Origin of the sequence: Pediococcus inopinatus (genome assembly GCF_002982135.1) — a bacterium.
GTDB lineage: Bacteria > Bacillota > Bacilli > Lactobacillales > Lactobacillaceae > Pediococcus > Pediococcus inopinatus.
The window spans coordinates 1,206,805-1,224,084 of record NZ_CP019981.1; the positions used below are offsets into that span (position 1 = coordinate 1,206,805).

Genomic DNA, 17,280 nt, shown 5'->3' on the forward strand with positions numbered 1-17,280 from the left:
CTTAAAACTCATTGTAGATAAATGTGCCACCGCTAATTCCGCTGTAACCATATAAATATACCAAAATTAAAAAAACAAAAAAATAAAAAAACATACGCCCCAGAAACTTCACCCATTCCCGCTGCCATAATGTTTTTAACTGATTTTTCATGTTTCGCCCCCCTCGAATGCACGTCTGCACCTTTCACAGTATCTCATGAATTAATTGACGTGTAAATATGTTTCAGTATAATCAATTAATCTTCTCGTAACAATCCATTAACATAACTGTTAACTAATTCTTTATATACTTTAAGAAACAATAAAAAACCACGGTATAAATATGGCTAAAATGAAGTGAACCCTTAAAATTGGACAAATTATTAAGCTGCTTTTTGAACAGCGAGTTCTCGGTATTTTACCGGGGGCTTGCCGTTTAATTTTGTTTTGATACGACGGTTGTTATAGAAGTCTATCCAATCTTTCATTGCTTGAATTAGGCTAGTTTTATCTTCAAAATGTTCATCCATCATTTCTGCTTTCATAATATGAAAGAATGACTCCATTACTGCATTATCAAGGCAAGTCGCTTTACGAGACATACTTTGGAATGCATGATGTTCTTTCAAGAGCGTTCGCCATTGGCGATGTTGATACTGAAAGCCTTGGTCAGTATGAACTGTTGTCCGATAATTTAGTGCCGGAAGTCCTTCTAAAGCTTCTTTGAGCGGTTTAATGGCGAATTCAACTGTTGGATGTTCACTTATATTAAATGCTAAAATTTCTCCAGAGAATAAATCTAGTACCGGTTCCAAATAAACGCGTTCATTTGTTCCCATAGATCCATATCGAAATTCACTGACGTCTGCTACAAGTTTTTGATAGGGTCTGTCGGTCTTAAAGCGACGCTTTAACCGATTAGGGGCAATCCTACCAACTAATCCTTTATACGAGTTATATTTACGAGTTTGGCGATTAAAGGCATGACATATCCAGGCATGTTCTTGCATAATACGTAAAACCCGCTTGTGATTTATCTGAAATCCTAAATCATGCAGAGCACTTGTAATTCGACGGTACCCGTACTTCTTTGTGTATTTTAAATCTTGTTGTCGAATTTCATCAATTGCTTGAATAACTTGATCGTCATTGAATTTTCGACCTTCATGATTTCGAGTGTAGTAATACGTGCTACGCGGTATTTTAATTACTTTGAGAATCAATTTAATTGATACTTGGAATATTTGCCTCAACACAGTCGCTATTTTCGAGATTTCCTTTGTGCTGATTTTTTCCGAGCTAAGGCTTCTAATTTTTTTAAGTATTCATTCTCAATCTTCAACATTTGATTCTCTTTTTGGAGTTGCTTTAAAGTATCTTTTGTTGTTGAGTTGTCCTTTTGGACAACTGGTTTAGCGTTCTCATTCTTGTGTTTTGCCATATTTTTCGAGTTGCCTCGCTTTCGCTCAAGCCCTTCAATTCCTAATGTCTCAAATCGCTTTTCCCATTGCCAAATTGTACTTGGCGAGGATAAATTAAAGTGTAAGGCGGTTACTGAAAGTGAGGCCTGATTTTGTTTCCTCCAGTTTAATACATCAACTTTAAACTGACTAGTGTATTCTAAGTCCATGGCTTTTGGCTGAAGTCCTTTAATACCAAATCTTTCAAATCGCTGAATCCAAATTGAAACGGTAGCCTTGCTGCCAATCCCATACTTTCTCGCTAGTGAATAAGCTGCCTGACCGCTTAAATACTCGGTGACAATCTTAACTTTAAAATCGAAATTAAATTTACTCATAAATGAAACCCCCAAAATTGGATTTTTCTGTCCAACCTTGGGGGTTCACTTTAAAACAAGCCAGATTTATACCGTGGTTGCTATTATTTAACTCTAATTAAGCGTACTGCTCTAAAACTTTTTCGATCTGTTCTTTTGAGTGATAGCCCACCAATGTATCCACAACAGCGCCATCTTTTTTAACCATCAATGTAGGAATACTCATAATCCCAAAGCTTTGAGCAGTTTCAGGATTGGCATCTACATCCATCTTTGTAAACTTAACTTTATCGTTCATTTCACTCTCAAGCTGTTCAACAACTGGAGATTGCATCCGACAAGGTCCACACCATGTTGCCCAAAAGTCAGTCAATGTTACACCCTGACCAGTTTTTTCTTTGAAATCATCATCTGTAATTGTTTCTACCATCTTGATAGCCCTCTTTCTCAATATCTGTTACTAGTTTATCAAAGAATTATCTAATTACCAAAAATTTTGCTTACAAAAAATTAGTTATTTAAATTGAACCACTGTTGCCCCATTACCACCGGCATTTGGAGTAGCATATTCAAAATGTTTAACTTGACGATTTCTTTGCAAATATTCCGTAATTCCCTTTCGCAAAGCCCCAGTTCCTTTACCATGCACAATCGTGACCATTGGATAACCTGCCAATAACGCTGAATCAACATAACGATCAACTTCCGTCATCGCTTCTTCATAACGTTTACCACGCAAATCCAGCGTTGGTTTAACAGATGAACTGGAACGCCGAATAGTTGTATGATTCTTTTGCGGTTGTTCTTTTTCAGGCGCGAGTTTTTCAATCTCATCCGTTGGCACTTTCATCTTAATAATGCCCATTTGGACTTCCCAATGCTTTTTATCTGTTTGCCGTAAGAGCGACCCACGTTGTCCGTAACTAGTCACCATGACATCATCATTAGGTTTTAGGGCCTGTTTTGCTTTAGCCCGTTGCAAAACCCGATTCTTTTTCAAATTTGGTGCTTGGTGGAGCGCATTTAACTCACTTTTAGAATCAATGAGTTGATTTTCCTTAATCGCTGCTCCACCTTGCATTTCCATTTTTCTTAGTCGTTTGATAATAACATCCGTTTTTTCTTCGGTATCTTCAACTAACTTGTTAGCTTCTAATTTTGCCTTTTCTAGATACTGATCTTTGGAATTACGTAATTTCTGATACTCATTAGCTAGATCTTTGTGCAGTGATTCTGCTTCCGCTACTTCCACCTTTAATTTTGCAGCTCGATCGGCGGCTTCTTTTTGGCGCGCAGATAGATCAGCTATCATCGCACTCAAATCCTGACTGTCCTGATCAATTAAAGATCTTGCCTGCATAATCACACCAGGTTCGATCCCCAAACGAGTCGCAATATCAAACGCATTACTACTCCCAGGAATACCAACTAACAACTTATATGTTGGTTCTAAAGATTCTGTATCAAATTCCATACTGGCGTTCATTGTCTCTGGACGATTATAACCGTACGCCTTTAACTCTGGATAATGCGTTGTCGCCATCACGTAACTACCAGAACTACCAACCCGATCTAAAATAGCAATCGCGAGAGCAGCCCCTTCTTTTGGATCGGTACCCCCGCCAAGTTCATCAAACAAAACCAAGCTACGTTCATCAATTTGATCTAAAATTTTCACAATATTATCCATGTGTGAAGAAAAAGTACTCAAATTTTGTTCAATTGATTGTTCGTCACCAATGTCGGCAAATATTTCAGTAAAGATTCCCATCTGACTATTTTCCGAAACTGGAATAAATAAACCTGATTGCGCCATTAGTTGCAATAATCCAAAAGTTTTTAAAGTAATTGTTTTTCCACCGGTATTTGGTCCGGTGATAATTAAAGCTTTATAATCTTCTCCAAGATCAATGTCATTTGGCACAATCTTTTTTGGATCAACTAGAGGATGTCGAGCTTGTCGAAAATGCACTTGATTTTGCTCTGAAATAGTTGGTTCCGTAGCCTTAATTTCAGCCGCATAACGAGCCTTGGCATTGATAAAATCCAAATGTCCTAAAATTTTTGCATTATTTAACAAGTCTTCTCGATAAGGAATTAGCGATTCTGATAATTCAGTTAAGATTCGTTCTTCCTCAGTTTTTTCTTCAACTTGATTTTGCCGTAAACGATTATTAAGTTCCATCACCGCTTGGGGCTCAATGTACATCGTTTGACCAGAAGCACTTTGATCGTGCACTACCCCACCAAAATGGCTTCGGTACTGGGCCATGACCGGAATAACATACCGACCATCTCGCATTGTAATAATCGAGTCACTTAAATACTTGGCATCTTTTCCACGGGTATAGCCGTCCATCTTCGCTCTAATTTCTGATTCGGTAGATGAAATTCGATTACGAATTCCAAATAACTTATCGGAAGCTTCGTTGGTGATATGGCCATCGCCCTCAATAGATTTCATTAACCGTTTCGATATTTCTGGTAGCGCCTGTAATTTATCGACAGTCGTATATAAGGTCCGAAATTCAATTTTTTCTTCTTGGAGTTTCTTAAAAAAATTAAGCACATCTTGCGTAGTTCGTAACATCTTTGTCACTTGTGATAATTCAAGCCCACTTAAAGTTGCGCCTATTTCAAGGCGTTTCATCTGTGGAGAAATATTAGCAAGCCTTGCAATTGGAATTCCACCCTTTAATCGGTAGGCATCCGCTCCATCTAATGTCTCGGTAAGTGCTCGTTGAATTTGATCTTGGTTTACCATTGGTTCTAGATTAGCTAGTTCTTGTTTTCCATTATCAGAAGTCAAATATGGTTTCAGTTTGTCTTTAACTTTTTGATATTCTAGTGTTTCAAAAATTTTTTTATTCATCACTTATAGTCCTTTGTTCATCTAATCGTACTTGACGTGTTTATTACCTAATTTTATCTTAACCCAAACAACAAGTTTATCAAACAAAAAACGATCAGATCTGAATATTGAGTCTTCTCAGATTCGATCGTTTACTTATTCTGTAACTGTAGATTAATCTTCGTCATTGTCACCTAAAAAGGTGTTCAAAACTTCTTCAGCCATCTTCCATTCATCGTCTGATTCAATTTCGTTTAACTGACCCTCGTCTGCATTACCATCCGCATCAGGAATGTATGAGTATGCCTGAATATCTACTTCTGCATCGTCCTCTGCGTCAGATGGATACAAAAACATATATGACTTACCATAATCTTCAGAATCGAATGTAAATAAAACGTTGTAAAGTTCTTCATTTCCGTGTTCGTCAACGAGTGTAATTTGTTGTTCTTTATCTGCTTCTTCGCTCATTAGAAATCCTCACTTCAATTTATTTAGTAGTTTACCTTGGCGATTTAAATAGTTTTCAAGAATCAAGCTAGCTGCTAATTTATCAATAACTTTTTTTCGCTTTTTTCGAGAAGTATCAGCCTGCTCGATTAACATTCGTTGCGCCTCAACGGTTGTTAATCGCTCATCTTCATAATCAACTGGTAAATCAAATGTATCAATCATCAGTTGGCCATATGCTTTTGCAGCATCAACCCGAGGGCCAGACGTATTATTCATATTTTTAGGCAGTCCAACCACAATTCCAGCCACTTCGTATTGAGCAACTAATTCTTTCATGCGGTCTAAACCAAATTCTTTTTGTGCTTCATTGATTGGTACGATCTCCACGCCCTGTGCAGTCCATCCCAAGGCATCACTGACCGCGATTCCGACCGTTTTTGAGCCAACATCTAATCCCATTAATCTCATTTGACAGGACCAGCTGACTGACCAGACTTATTTAAGTCATCACGATCTTTAGAAAGATAATTACGAACCAATTCTTCGATAATTTCATCACGTTGATGTTTACGAATTAAATTTCGCGCATCGTTTAATCTCGGAATATAAGCTGGGTCTCCCGAGAGTAAATAGCCAACAATTTGATCAATCGGATTATATCCCTTTTCTTCCAAAGCATCATAAACTGTTTTCAAAGTTTCATGTAAGTCATTAGGTGCATCGTTACTGAAATCAAAAAACATTGTCTTATCTAATTTACTCATCGAAAGCACCTCCTGTATTGTTTATCAAGATAATTTTACCTGATACCCCACAAAAGTACAAACAATGCAGTCCATTGTAATCAACTCGTAACACGCTATTAGTCAAGCCGAAACATTTTATTACTTTTCTGCTAACCATGAAATTCCGTTGGCCAATGCTTGTTTCAGTCCTGATGGGTTACTACCCCCAGCTTGTGCTAGGTTAGGTCGACCACCGCCGCCACCATTTATTTCCTTAGAAATTGCTTTGATTAGGTCGCCAGCTTTTAGACCAGCCTTAACCTGTGCATCTGAAACAGCAACTAATAAATTAGCTTTTTCACCGACAGCAGCACCCAGAATTAAAACATCTGAAGCTTTGCGTTGTTTCCAGTCGTCAGCTAGATCTCTTAATTGAGCCATCCCGGTAACATTCACGACACTTGCCACTACGGAATATTGCCCGGCGTGTTTCACATCATCAAAAATTCCGGCCGCTTCTTCTTTAGCCATCTTGTTTTCTAGATTCGTTACTTTTTGTGTAAGTGCTTTAACAGTTTCTTGCAATTGAGCTACTTTTTGCGGTGTATCTTTGACCTGAACAGCTTTCACTTTTTGAGCTGTTTGGGTTAAAAGTTCATCATGGCTCAATAAATATTCGTAGGCTTCAGCTGAAGTAACGGCCTCAATTCGACGTACACCAGCTCCGACTCCTGACTCCGAAACAATTTTAAACAAACCTAACTCGTTTGTATTTTTAACGTGATCGCCACCACAAAATTCAACTGAATAATCACCGACACTCACCACGCGGACTTTTTTGCCATATTTTTCACTGAATAAGGCGATTGCTCCAAGCTTTTTAGCAGATTCAATGTCAGTCTCCACTGTTTTAACTGGAATTTCAGCAAATATCTTTTCGTTAACAATGCTTTCTACTTTTTGCAAATCAGCCTGCGTGACTTGACCAAAATGAGTGAAGTCAAAACGCAGATAATCCGGTTCAACTAAAGAGCCCGCCTGTTTAGTATGTTCACCGAAAACGTCTCGTAAAGCCTGGTCCAACAAATGAGTTCCTGTATGATTTTTTTCAACCTTACTGTGGAAATGACGGTCTACACTTAATACGTATGCTTGTTCCGTTTGCAAAGGTCGTAGTACTTTAACGGTATGCAAATTCTGACCATTTGGTGCATGCTGCACATCTTTTACTTCCGCGACCACATTACCATCAACATCAGTAATCGTCCCTTTGTCAGCAACCTGGCCCCCCATTTCTGCATAAAATGGTGTGACATCAAAAATTAATTGGGCTTCACCTTTTTTTGCATCTGACACAAGTTGGTCATCTTGAATGATATCTTTGAGAACCGCATGATCTACAGTTAATTCAGTATACCCAACGTAACGACTTGGGGTTTGAATTCCTGTGAGTAATCCTGATTGCACACCCATGGAAACTTGATTACCACGTGCTGCACGAGCACGTTGTTTTTGTTGCTGCATTTCAGCTTCGAAGCCTTTTTGATCTACTTCTAGCCCTTCATCATGAGCATACTCAGTAGTCAAATCTAAAGGAAAGCCATAAGTATCGAAAAGTTTGAAGGCATCTGATCCATTAATTTCTTTAACGTTATTTTCTTTATTCTTTTTGATGATTTGATCAAGCAATTGAACACCATCGTTTAAAGTTTCATTAAAACGACTCTCTTCTGATGAAACGACTTCAGCGATATAATCACTTTGTTCAAGCACTTCTGGATAATAAGATTGCATAATCTTCCCAACAACTGGGACCAATTTAAATAAAAAGCTTTCTTCAATACCAAGCTTTTGACCATACATCACAGCTCGCCGAATCAAACGGCGAATCACGTAGCCCCGACCTTCATTCGAAGGAAGAGCGCCATCCCCAATTGCAAATGTAATTGCCCGCGCATGATCTGCAATTACCTTAAAGGCAACATCTTGTTCTTTATCCTCATTATATTTTTTACCACTAAATTTTTCAGTCTCATGGATCAATGGCAAGAATAAATCAGTTTCAAAGTTTGTAGGCGCATTTTGGAAAATGGAAACTACTCGTTCAAGCCCCATCCCCGTATCAATGTTCTTGTTAGGTAATGGCTCATATGAACCATCCGGTTGATGATTAAATTGTGAGAAAACAATATTCCAAATCTCTAAGTAACGTTCATTTTCGCCACCAGGATAATTTTCCGGATCGTCATCAGCTAAATTATTAAACGATTCGCCACGATCATAGAAAATTTCTGAATCTGGACCACTTGGGCCCTCGCCAATATCCCAAAAGTTATCTTCCACGGGAATAATATGGTCTGCTGGCACACCAACTGATTCCCAATCATGTTTAGCATCCGTATCTTTTGGATAAACCGTAATAAAGAGTTTCTCTGGATCCATTGCAAACCAGTCTGGACTAGTCAATAATTCCCAAGCCCATGTAATTGCTTCTTCCTTAAAATAATCTCCTACCGAAAAATTTCCTAACATCTCAAATAACGTATGATGACGCGCAGTATGACCAACGTTTTCAATATCATTTGTTCGAATACTTTTTTGTGAACTAGTTAGCCGTGGCACATCTGGCACCACACTGCCATCAAAATACTTTTTCATTGTGGCTACCCCAGAATTAATCCACAATAACGTTGGATCATCGTGTGGTACTAATGGTGCACTTGGTTCTACAATATGACCTTTAGACTTAAAAAAGTCCAAAAACATTTTTCTAACTTCACTACTTGATTTTCTCTCCATGATTTTCTTCCCTTCTAATTGCACAAAAAGACCGTTGCTAGTAAAGACGCTTCTGCGCGGTACCACTTTACTTGCAACGATCTTACTCGTTAACCTCTTGACCTCTTTAACGCAGAGTCGCGAAACACTTCCGGGGTAGCATCAAAACTCTAAACTCGTTTTTCACAGCATCCAAAACGTTTCTGAAAGTTTATTCGTTTTAATATGTCCTCAATCAAAAATTATTATATTGCAAAAAATATCGACTTGTCAATCCTCGCCATGATCTCTTTTTGCTCTATGTTGCTTAATTCTTTGCCGTTTCGTTCTCAAGAACTCTGTGTGTTGTGCTTTACGACGATCACTTTGATCTTTGATTTCGATCGCTTTTCTAATTTGACGTTTATAGCCAGGTTTAACCTTACGTTTCTTCTTCTTAACCATTCCCACCATCGTTGGATCCAACTTATGGTGATCTCTAACGCGCGTTGTCCGGCGGTTACGATCATATGAATCAACGACTTCGCCATTCTTGATTGCTTTAGGCTGAAATTTAACCCCTAATTTTTCAATTTCAGAAACTTTTTCTTCTTCACCTGGTTCGTAGAGCGTAATGGCTGTTCCTGACATCCCGTTACGCCCAGTTCGCCCAACTCGATGAATAAAGAAGTCGAGATCATCAGGAATCCCGTCATTGATGACCATTGAAACACCTTCAATATCAATCCCACGTGATGCTAAATCAGTGGCAACGACAAATTGAAAATCAAGATTATGAATTTCTTTCATAATTCGTTTACGTTCACGCGGTTTAACGCCACCATGAACTTTGGCAACTTTCAACCCTTGTTGTTTCAAGTAATCTGTTAACTCATCAGCACGCTCTTTTGTGTTACAGAAAATCAACACTAAATAAGGTTCACCAATTGTTAACAACTGATGAATGACATTATTCTTACCTTTACTTTTTGTAGAAATTAACCAGTTATCAATTGTGGGACTAATGATACTCTGAACAGGAATCTCTTCAATCACTGGATTTGACATATACTTCTTTAAAAAGATGTTCAATGACTTAGGAATAGTGGCCGAAAAGACCATCATTTGCAAATCTTTTGGTAAACTTGCGGCAATCTTGTCTACCTCATTCAAAAATCCCATATCCAAGGTCATATCAGCTTCATCAACGACAAATTGTGAAGCCAGATGCACATCTAAAGCTTGACTATGAATTAAGTCCCAAATTCTTCCTGGTGTTCCAATAACAATTTGTGGCTGTCGATGCTTTAACTTGTCCATCTGCCGTTTTTTATCAGTTCCCCCAACGTAATTACCAATTTCAATGTTAATTTCATCAGAGCCCACTAATTGACGGGCAGCTGCATTAATCTGATAAGCAAGTTCTCGACTAGGGGTTGTAATGACAACCTGAACTTGTTTTTTGGACGGATTGATTTGATTGATCAGTGGTAACAAAAAGGTATGTGTTTTTCCACTACCTGTTTGTGACTGACCAATCACACTTCTGCCAGCCAGAATAACTGGAATTAGTTTTTCTTGAACTGGTGTTGGCTGAGTGAAATTAATCTCATCTAAGGCGCTCATCAAAAATGGTTGTAAATTAAATTCTAAAAAACCGTTTTTCATTAATTACTCCTTCTCGCTCTTCTTATAAGCTGTTGCGATTGCTGCTAATTCAGTTTGAATCGTTTGAACTTCATCAAGATCCTTAGCTTTTGCACCGCTAGCAAGGGCATGTCCCCCACCATCATGTTTCTTAGCTAATTCATTAATTGTTGGCCCTTTAGAACGCAGGCGAACTCGATAACTACCATCTCTTTGGATTACAAAAATTGCCCAACAAACAACAGAGTCAATTTTTCCGGGTAGGGGCACAACACCTGCTGTACCAGCATCTTTTAAATCAAATTGGTCTAATACTTCCCCTGTTAAACAAACTGAGGCAGCGCCATCTTCTGTGATCTGTAAATTTTGGTAAACGTAGGCAGAAAGATGCGCAACAGATAATGGCATACTATCTAATTTTTGATTGACAGCAGTGACATCAAAGCCTGTTGCCATCAAAGAAGCAGCCACTCGTAGCGTATGCGGTGTAGTATCTGAATATAAGAATCTACCCGTATCACCAATAATTCCGGTGTAAAGTGCCTGAGCAGCCTTCGCATTTAAAGTCAGCTCATGTTTAAATTGATGGTAAAGATCAAAAATCATTTCTGAACTGCTTGAAGCACTTGGAACCACCCAAGCCAAATCACCATATGGATCATCATTGGGATGATGGTCAATTTTAATTAATTCCTGCCCATTGGTATACCGATTATCATCAACCCGTGGTGGATTAGCAGTATCTGTGACGATTACTAAAGCATCATCATAATCATCATCGTCGGCCGTATCCATCTCACCAATCCATGATAAGCCACCTACTTGTTTTCCAACTGCTAAAACAGTCTTCATTGGAAAAGAAGCATGAATAATTTCTGCCAAACCAATTTGAGAACCAATTGCATCTGGATCTGGCCGTTGATGGCGATGAATAATAATGCGTTGATGTTTTTTTATTTGTTCAAATATTTCCTGTTGCAGAGTCATAATTTCTTCTTTCTATCCTTGACTAGTTTTTTGAGATTTGCCAAGTTTTCACTTCTTCCCAGTATACTAGCTTTTGCGGTTAAACACAAAGCCGAAAATCAATCTGATTTAAATAACGGTAAAGTAATGTTTTCAAAATTTATACTAGCCAAATTTGTCATTGTTATACCCAACAATCTGATTCCTCGCTGACTGTCACCAAACTCCTCAAAAAGCTGACGTGCGTAAAATAGATACGCTTCCTCACTATTCTCAATAAATTCCGTCAAAGTCTGTCGCTTAGTGATGGTCTCAAAATCCGCATAGCGCAACTTGAGAACTAAGGTTTTACCGTGCTTTTGCCTTTTTTTCATTGCAATGGCGACGTTTCTTGCCAAATTACTAAGTTCATTTTCTACCTCATTATCCGTTGTTAAATTCGGATTATAGGTACTTTCCTTACCGATCGATTTTCGTTCCCGTAAATATTCAATTGGGCGGTCATCAGAACCTCGCACGTGGTGATATAACGCATCCCCGAATCTTCCAAAATTATGAATCAAATATAATTCACTTTTTTGATACATGTCTTTACCGTTGAAGATTTTCAATTCATGCATTTTGGGGACCGTTTTTTTACCAACCCCACGGAACTTTTCAATTGGTAACTTATCTAGAAACTCTCGGACATCTTCTGGTAAGACGACTGCAACGCCGACCGGTTTCTGATATTCAGAAGCCAGCTTAGCAAGAAACTTGTTGTACGAAATTCCCGTTGAGCAAGTCAGTTTAGTCTTGGCAAAAATTTCGCTTTGAATCTGATGAGCAACTTCCACTGCACTCTCAATATCCTTCTTATTATCCGTTACGTCTAGATAAGCTTCATCGAAGGCAATCGGTTCAATCTTGTCAGTATATTCATGAAAGATTTCATGGATTTGATCAGAGACGGCCCGATATAATGTGAAATTGGGAGTTTGAAAAACTGCTTTTGGACATAATTCCAACGCTTTTTGAGCACTCATTGCGGAATGAACACCTGATTGCCGCGCTAAATAATTTGCCGTTGCAACTACCCCTTTACCCCCAGTTTTACGAGGATCTCGAGCTATGATAAGTGGCTTTTTTCGAAGTTCTGGTTGTTCCCGTTCTTCTATTGAAGCATAAAAAGCATCCATATCAACATGAATGACTTTACGAGAAGTATTAATATTAATGGGAAGAATTGCGTCGTTTTGAGCCATTTCATCACCTAATTTTAAGTCTTAACACTTTGCTTTTTCCTTAAACAATAAATTTGGTTTCTTATTTAGTTTAATCGAACGTACGTTTGAAAACAAGCTAAACAAAACAAAAAACGATCAATCAACTGCTTGTTGATTAATCGTTCCAATTTTTTAATGTTTGGTTGCACCAAAAATCCAGGTTCGATGATCTCGTGCCAATAATTCTTGCGAAGCCTTTGGTCCCATTGTGCCACTAATGTAATTAGGAAAATCAGCTTTTTGACTATCCCAATTTTGACGAACGACATCAACAATTCGCCAAGCTTGGGCAACTTCATGCCAATGAGCAAAATTAGTGCGATTACCATCTAAAGCATCGTGAATGAGTTTTTCATATGCTTCCGGTACCTTTGCTTTCTCAGCAGCTGTCTTATGATATTCCAAATGAATTGGCATTATCCCATAACCTTGATTACCATTTTTTACATTGAGATCAAGTTGATAGCCTTGGTCCGGTTCAACATAAAGCGTAAGAACGTTTTGGACAAGATTTGTATCTTGATCCCCCACAGCCTTAAAAATATTGTCAGTAGTGTCTTTGAAAACAATATTAATTTGTGTTAATTTTCGTGCAAGACGTTTCCCAGTTCTGATGTAAATTGGAACCCCAGATAAATCGCCATTAGTAGTTTCCAACTTCCCAGCCACAAATGTTTCAATCTGTGATTGTTCATCGGTTCCTTCTTCATGTCGGTAATCTGATTGTTCATGATCGGCATCTTCATCATACTGACCACGAACAAAGTTTTTTGAAGCCTCTTCTGGTGAATAAACCTTGATATTTTCCAAAGCTTCCACCTTTCGATCTCGTAACTCTTTAGCTGTGTATTCACTAGGCTTTTGCATAGTAAGTAATGAAATGATTTGCAGAATATGATTTTGTACCATATCTCGCAGTGCACCAGCCGTTTCATAATATCCAGCCCGTTCCTCAACACCTAACGATTCTGCCAATGTTATCTGAATATTATCAATATGTTCCTTATTCCAAAGCGATTCAATAATTGAATTTCCAAATCTCAGTGCTGCAATACTTTGAACAGCCTCTTTACCCAAATAATGATCAATTCGATAAATTTGATCTTCAGAAAATGCAGATGAGATGTCGTCATTAAGTTCTTTAGCCGTTTTAAAATCACGACCAAATGGTTTTTCAATGATCAAGCGATTATAGCCATGATCCGTAATTAACTTTTCAGACTTTAAATGACCTGCAATTGTTCCAAAAAATCTAGGAGCCATTGCTAAGTAATAAATTCGATTTCCATTGAGATCGTACTTCTCATCTAATTTGTCAGCCAATTTTCGTAGGGCCACATAATGTTCTGTATCATTGACATTATGAGATTGATAATAAAAGTGGCTGGCAAATTTTCGGGCAATCTCACTGTTTGTCCGTTCAGACTCATGCCCATCATCTGCGATGGCATTCATAACAACTTCATGATAATGATCATTGGTCCAAGGACGACGTGCCGTCCCGATCACAGCAAAATTATCTTTTAAATAGCCTTTTTCATACAAACGAAATAATGAAGGATATAATTTACGATAGGCTAAATCACCCGTTCCTCCAAAAATTATAAACAACGCTTGCTGTGTCATTTCATTTGCCTCTCTTTCACAATATGATTCCGCTTTAATTATGAAACTTTCGTTTTAAATACACAACTTTTTACACCTAAAAAAAAAGATTTGAAACAAATATGTCTCAATCCCTTTTAAATGGGTCTACACTTTCTGGTATTGGTGAATAACTGATACCAGTTTTTATTTTGAAAATTAAAAGGACATCTGTCCTCTTTGTGCTACGATTTAATCGCCAAACAAAATCGAAAAGAGGAAAAACAGATGTCCCTAACTAATTCTATCTTAAGCTTGTTTGAAATGACAGACCCAAATATAACCGTAACTGGTGTTACCAAGAAACGTTGCCCGAATGGACAACGAATTCATGTCGTTCACGCCAACCTTTCTTATCAGCTTGTGAAATGTCCCCATTGTGGCCATAAAAGTCTAATTAAAAACGGTACCCACGTTAGTCATCTAAGGTTGGGAACCTTATCAGGCGGACGTTATGAAATGCAGCTAAGAAGACAAAGATATCAATGCCAACATTGTTTAAAAACCTGTGGAGCTAAAACTAACCTCGTTAGACGTAATGAAACTTTTACCCACAATGTTAAACATCAGGTCATTGTGCTAGCTCGTGACATGCTGACCAGTAAAGAAATCGCTAAAATTTGTGGCATTTCACCAAGTAGTGTGCAACGTATTTTAAATGCAAATATTCACTTGGCTTACCGTGTTAAGCAACTTCCACCAAATCTTTGTTTCGATGAATTTCGTTCCTGTAATCATCTAATGTCCTTTAACTGTTGCGATGCCGTTAGTCATCGCCGCATTGTGACCCTCGAAGATCGTCTCAGGAAGGATATCATTGATTACTTTGAAGCTCGTTATTCAGTTCAAGAACGTGCGAAAGTTCAAACAATTACTATTGATATGAACGCCGAATATGCCAGCTTTATTCATCGTTTATTCCCGAACGCTGTCACGATTATTGACCGTTTCCACATTATTCAGCTTGCTGGTCGTGCACTAGACAATGTACGTACACGCATTATCCGTACTTTTCAAGATAAGCATTCACGCATTTACCGCATCCTTAAATCTCAATGGCGTTTATTTCATTTGGCAGAAGAGAAAATCAATGACACTAAGCTTATCTATTTACGAGGCATTAACGAGTATATGACCCAACAGAACGCCATCGACCTTGCCTTAGATGAATTTCCAGAATTCAAAACTGTGTATCAAACTTATCAAGGCATTCTAACTGCTATCCACCAAAAGAATGCCACGGGATTTAAAAATTTGATTACCAACTACCAAGTAGCTGGTAATCAAATGGACGTCACCATTTCAACCTTCGTTAAGAACGGCTCAGCAGTGCTCAACAGTTGTCGTTATCCGTATTCTAACGGTCCTATTGAAGGACTTAATCGCAAAATCAAGGTATTAAAGCGTAGCTGTTTTGGTTTTCGAAATATTCATAACTTCTTCATTCGTATCAGTTTAATTCATGAGTAAACAAAAAGCACATTCACCGAAGTGAACATGCCTTCAAAAATCTCTACCAATACAGTTTGACAGAGACCCTTTTAAATTAACTAATTATTCTTTATTTGCTGCTTCATCAGTTGACTTCTGAGCATCATCAGCGTCTGGAGCTTCTTTAACATCTGGTGTTGCTTCAGCTTCTGAAGTAGAAGTAGCTTCCTTGGCTGCTGGTTGCACAGCTTCAACATGATCTACACGCATAATAGCGCTACGGTCAAAAACCAAGTAAATGCCATCACAGTCTAAAGTAACTGTTTTTGCATCTTCATCAATTGAATCAACAACGCCATGTAAACGACCGATTGTGACAATTTTGTCACCAACTTGAAGTTTGCTCATCATATCTTGATGTTTTTGTTGTTGTTTCTTTTGTGGACGAATCATCATGAAATACATTAATCCAAAAATCAAAATAATGAAGACAATTGTACCTGCGCCTCCACCTAAACCTGCATTTGCTGCTAATAACAATATAAACACCTCATTTTCTTTATCTTAACTGTATCAAATATTAGCGTTTACTTCCAGTATATTTAAAAATTCTTTGCATCTTCTTTATTGTACCCATATTCTTCAAAAAAGTTTTCTCTGAATTCAAGCAAGTTATCATCCATAATCGCTTGGCGAACCTGTTTCATAAGGTGCACCAAAAAGTAAGTATTATGAATACTTGTCAACCGAATTCCAAATGATTCATTTGTTTTTATCAAATGACGGACGTAAGCACGCGTATAATTTTTGCAAGTATAACACTGACAGTTATCATCTAGCGGTGTGAAATCACGAGCATATATTGCATTTTTGACAACTAGTCGCCCATGCGAGGTCATACAGGTGCCATTGCGGGCAATCCTTGTAGGAAGGACGCAATCAAACATGTCAATGCCACGCATTACTCCGTCAATTAAGGCGTCAGGAGAACCAACACCCATTAGATAACGAGGTTTATTTTCAGGCAGCATGGGGGTTGTAAAATTTAAAACTCGATTCATTTCATCTTTGGATTCCCCAACTGATAAACCACCAATGGAATATCCCGGAAAATCCATACTGACAAGATCTTTGGCACTTTGCTCACGTAAGGCTTTAAAACCGGCTCCTTGAACAATTCCAAACAAGGCCTGCCAATCAGGATTTTGATGGGCTTTTAAGCCCCGTTCTGCCCAGCGACTAGTTCGTTCTACCGAATGTTTTACATATTCATAACTTTCGAAGAACGGTGGACACTCGTCAAAACTCATCATGATATCCGGTCCCAGATCGTTTTCAATCTGAATTGCCTTTTCTGGGCTCAAAAACATTTTAGCACCGCTAATCTCATTCCGAAAATGAACACCTTCTTCAGAAATATCTCTCAAATTAGCAAGTGAAAAAACTTGAAATCCACCTGAATCAGTCAGGATTCCTCTCTTCCAATTCATAAACTTATGCAGTCCACCAGCTTCTTTAACGATATCTTCTCCGGGACGAACCCACAGATGATACGTGTTAGAAAGAATAATATCAGCCCCAATATCTTCAAGCTCTTCAGGAGACATTGACTTAACGGTTGCTTGGGTTCCGACTGGCATAAAAATTGGCGTTGGAAACGTACCGTGGGGAGTTTCAATCTCGCCTAAACGAGCCCCCGTATGTTTTTCTTTTTTAATTAAATGATATTTGATTGCAGGTTCCACGCAAATTCTCCATTCTTAATGCTTACTTGTTTATTTTTGT

General features: G+C 38.2%; 16 protein-coding genes. 1 reads left to right on the top strand and 15 read right to left on the bottom strand.

Going from position 1 to position 17,280, the window contains the following annotated elements:
- Window position 1: 1 nt before the first annotated feature.
- The 13 genes from PI20285_RS06160 to zwf all read right to left on the bottom strand — a co-directional run bounded on the left by PI20285_RS06160 (window position 2) and on the right by zwf (window position 14,046).
- Window positions 2-151: a teichoic acid D-Ala incorporation-associated protein DltX gene (locus PI20285_RS06160; protein ID WP_057774915.1), complete on the bottom strand. Its 150-nt coding sequence runs from the start codon at window positions 149-151 to the stop codon at window positions 2-4.
- A gap of 211 nt (window positions 152-362) precedes the next feature.
- On the bottom strand, window positions 363-1,304 hold the full coding sequence (locus tag PI20285_RS11840) for an IS3 family transposase (protein WP_323707589.1): 942 nt from the start codon (window positions 1,302-1,304) through the stop codon (window positions 363-365).
- Entirely contained in the window at window positions 1,241-1,777 is a 537-nt protein-coding gene (locus PI20285_RS11845; protein ID WP_245080538.1) for a helix-turn-helix domain-containing protein, read from the bottom strand. The genes PI20285_RS11840 and PI20285_RS11845 overlap by 64 nt, the downstream gene beginning before the upstream one ends.
- Window positions 1,778-1,874: 97 nt before the next feature.
- The gene (gene trxA / locus PI20285_RS06170; protein WP_057775081.1) at window positions 1,875-2,186 is read right to left on the bottom strand and encodes a thioredoxin; all 312 of its coding nucleotides are present in this window, start codon (window positions 2,184-2,186) and stop codon (window positions 1,875-1,877) included.
- An 84-nt stretch (window positions 2,187-2,270) separates the two neighbouring features.
- The gene (locus PI20285_RS06175; protein ID WP_057775084.1) at window positions 2,271-4,628 is read right to left on the bottom strand and encodes an endonuclease MutS2; all 2,358 of its coding nucleotides are present in this window, start codon (window positions 4,626-4,628) and stop codon (window positions 2,271-2,273) included.
- A gap of 153 nt (window positions 4,629-4,781) precedes the next feature.
- Window positions 4,782-5,078 carry a DUF1292 domain-containing protein gene (locus PI20285_RS06180; protein ID WP_057775087.1) on the bottom strand — a complete coding sequence of 99 codons (297 nt, stop codon included), beginning with the start codon at window positions 5,076-5,078 and terminating at the stop codon, window positions 4,782-4,784.
- Window positions 5,079-5,087: 9 nt separating this feature from the next.
- The gene (gene ruvX, locus PI20285_RS06185) at window positions 5,088-5,528 is read right to left on the bottom strand and encodes a Holliday junction resolvase RuvX (RefSeq protein ID WP_057775090.1); all 441 of its coding nucleotides are present in this window, start codon (window positions 5,526-5,528) and stop codon (window positions 5,088-5,090) included.
- Window positions 5,525-5,824, bottom strand: coding sequence for an IreB family regulatory phosphoprotein (locus PI20285_RS06190; protein ID WP_057775094.1), 300 nt, complete (start codon window positions 5,822-5,824; stop codon window positions 5,525-5,527). Before PI20285_RS06190 ends, ruvX begins: the two co-directional genes overlap by 4 nt.
- Before the next feature lie 120 nt (window positions 5,825-5,944).
- Window positions 5,945-8,584, bottom strand: a complete 2,640-nt coding sequence (gene alaS, locus PI20285_RS06195; RefSeq protein ID WP_057775097.1) for an alanine--tRNA ligase — start codon at window positions 8,582-8,584, stop codon at window positions 5,945-5,947.
- Between the two features lie 249 nt (window positions 8,585-8,833).
- Window positions 8,834-10,210, bottom strand: a complete 1,377-nt coding sequence (locus PI20285_RS06200; RefSeq protein WP_057775099.1) for a DEAD/DEAH box helicase — start codon at window positions 10,208-10,210, stop codon at window positions 8,834-8,836.
- Window positions 10,211-10,213: 3 nt separating this feature from the next.
- Entirely contained in the window at window positions 10,214-11,176 is a 963-nt protein-coding gene (locus PI20285_RS06205) for a DHH family phosphoesterase (protein WP_057775102.1), read from the bottom strand.
- A 98-nt stretch (window positions 11,177-11,274) separates the two neighbouring features.
- Window positions 11,275-12,399 carry a DNA polymerase IV gene (gene dinB, locus PI20285_RS06210; protein ID WP_057775107.1) on the bottom strand — a complete coding sequence of 375 codons (1,125 nt, stop codon included), beginning with the start codon at window positions 12,397-12,399 and terminating at the stop codon, window positions 11,275-11,277.
- 153 nt (window positions 12,400-12,552) lie between these two features.
- Window positions 12,553-14,046, bottom strand: coding sequence for a glucose-6-phosphate dehydrogenase (gene zwf, locus PI20285_RS06215; RefSeq protein WP_057775110.1), 1,494 nt, complete (start codon window positions 14,044-14,046; stop codon window positions 12,553-12,555).
- Between the two features lie 198 nt (window positions 14,047-14,244).
- Here zwf and PI20285_RS06220 point away from each other — a divergent pair, with 198 nt between their 5' ends.
- Window positions 14,245-15,534 (top strand): ISL3 family transposase, encoded by a 1,290-nt coding sequence (locus tag PI20285_RS06220; protein ID WP_245080541.1) that lies wholly within the window; start codon window positions 14,245-14,247, stop codon window positions 15,532-15,534.
- Between the two features lie 84 nt (window positions 15,535-15,618).
- Here PI20285_RS06220 and yajC read toward each other — a convergent pair whose 3' ends face one another.
- Together yajC and tgt are read right to left on the bottom strand one after the other, a co-directional pair.
- Window positions 15,619-16,038 (bottom strand): preprotein translocase subunit YajC, encoded by a 420-nt coding sequence (yajC, locus tag PI20285_RS06225; RefSeq protein WP_057774700.1) that lies wholly within the window; start codon window positions 16,036-16,038, stop codon window positions 15,619-15,621.
- A gap of 59 nt (window positions 16,039-16,097) precedes the next feature.
- Window positions 16,098-17,240, bottom strand: a complete 1,143-nt coding sequence (gene tgt / locus PI20285_RS06230) for a tRNA guanosine(34) transglycosylase Tgt (RefSeq protein ID WP_057774697.1) — start codon at window positions 17,238-17,240, stop codon at window positions 16,098-16,100.
- Window positions 17,241-17,280: the final 40 nt, after the last annotated feature.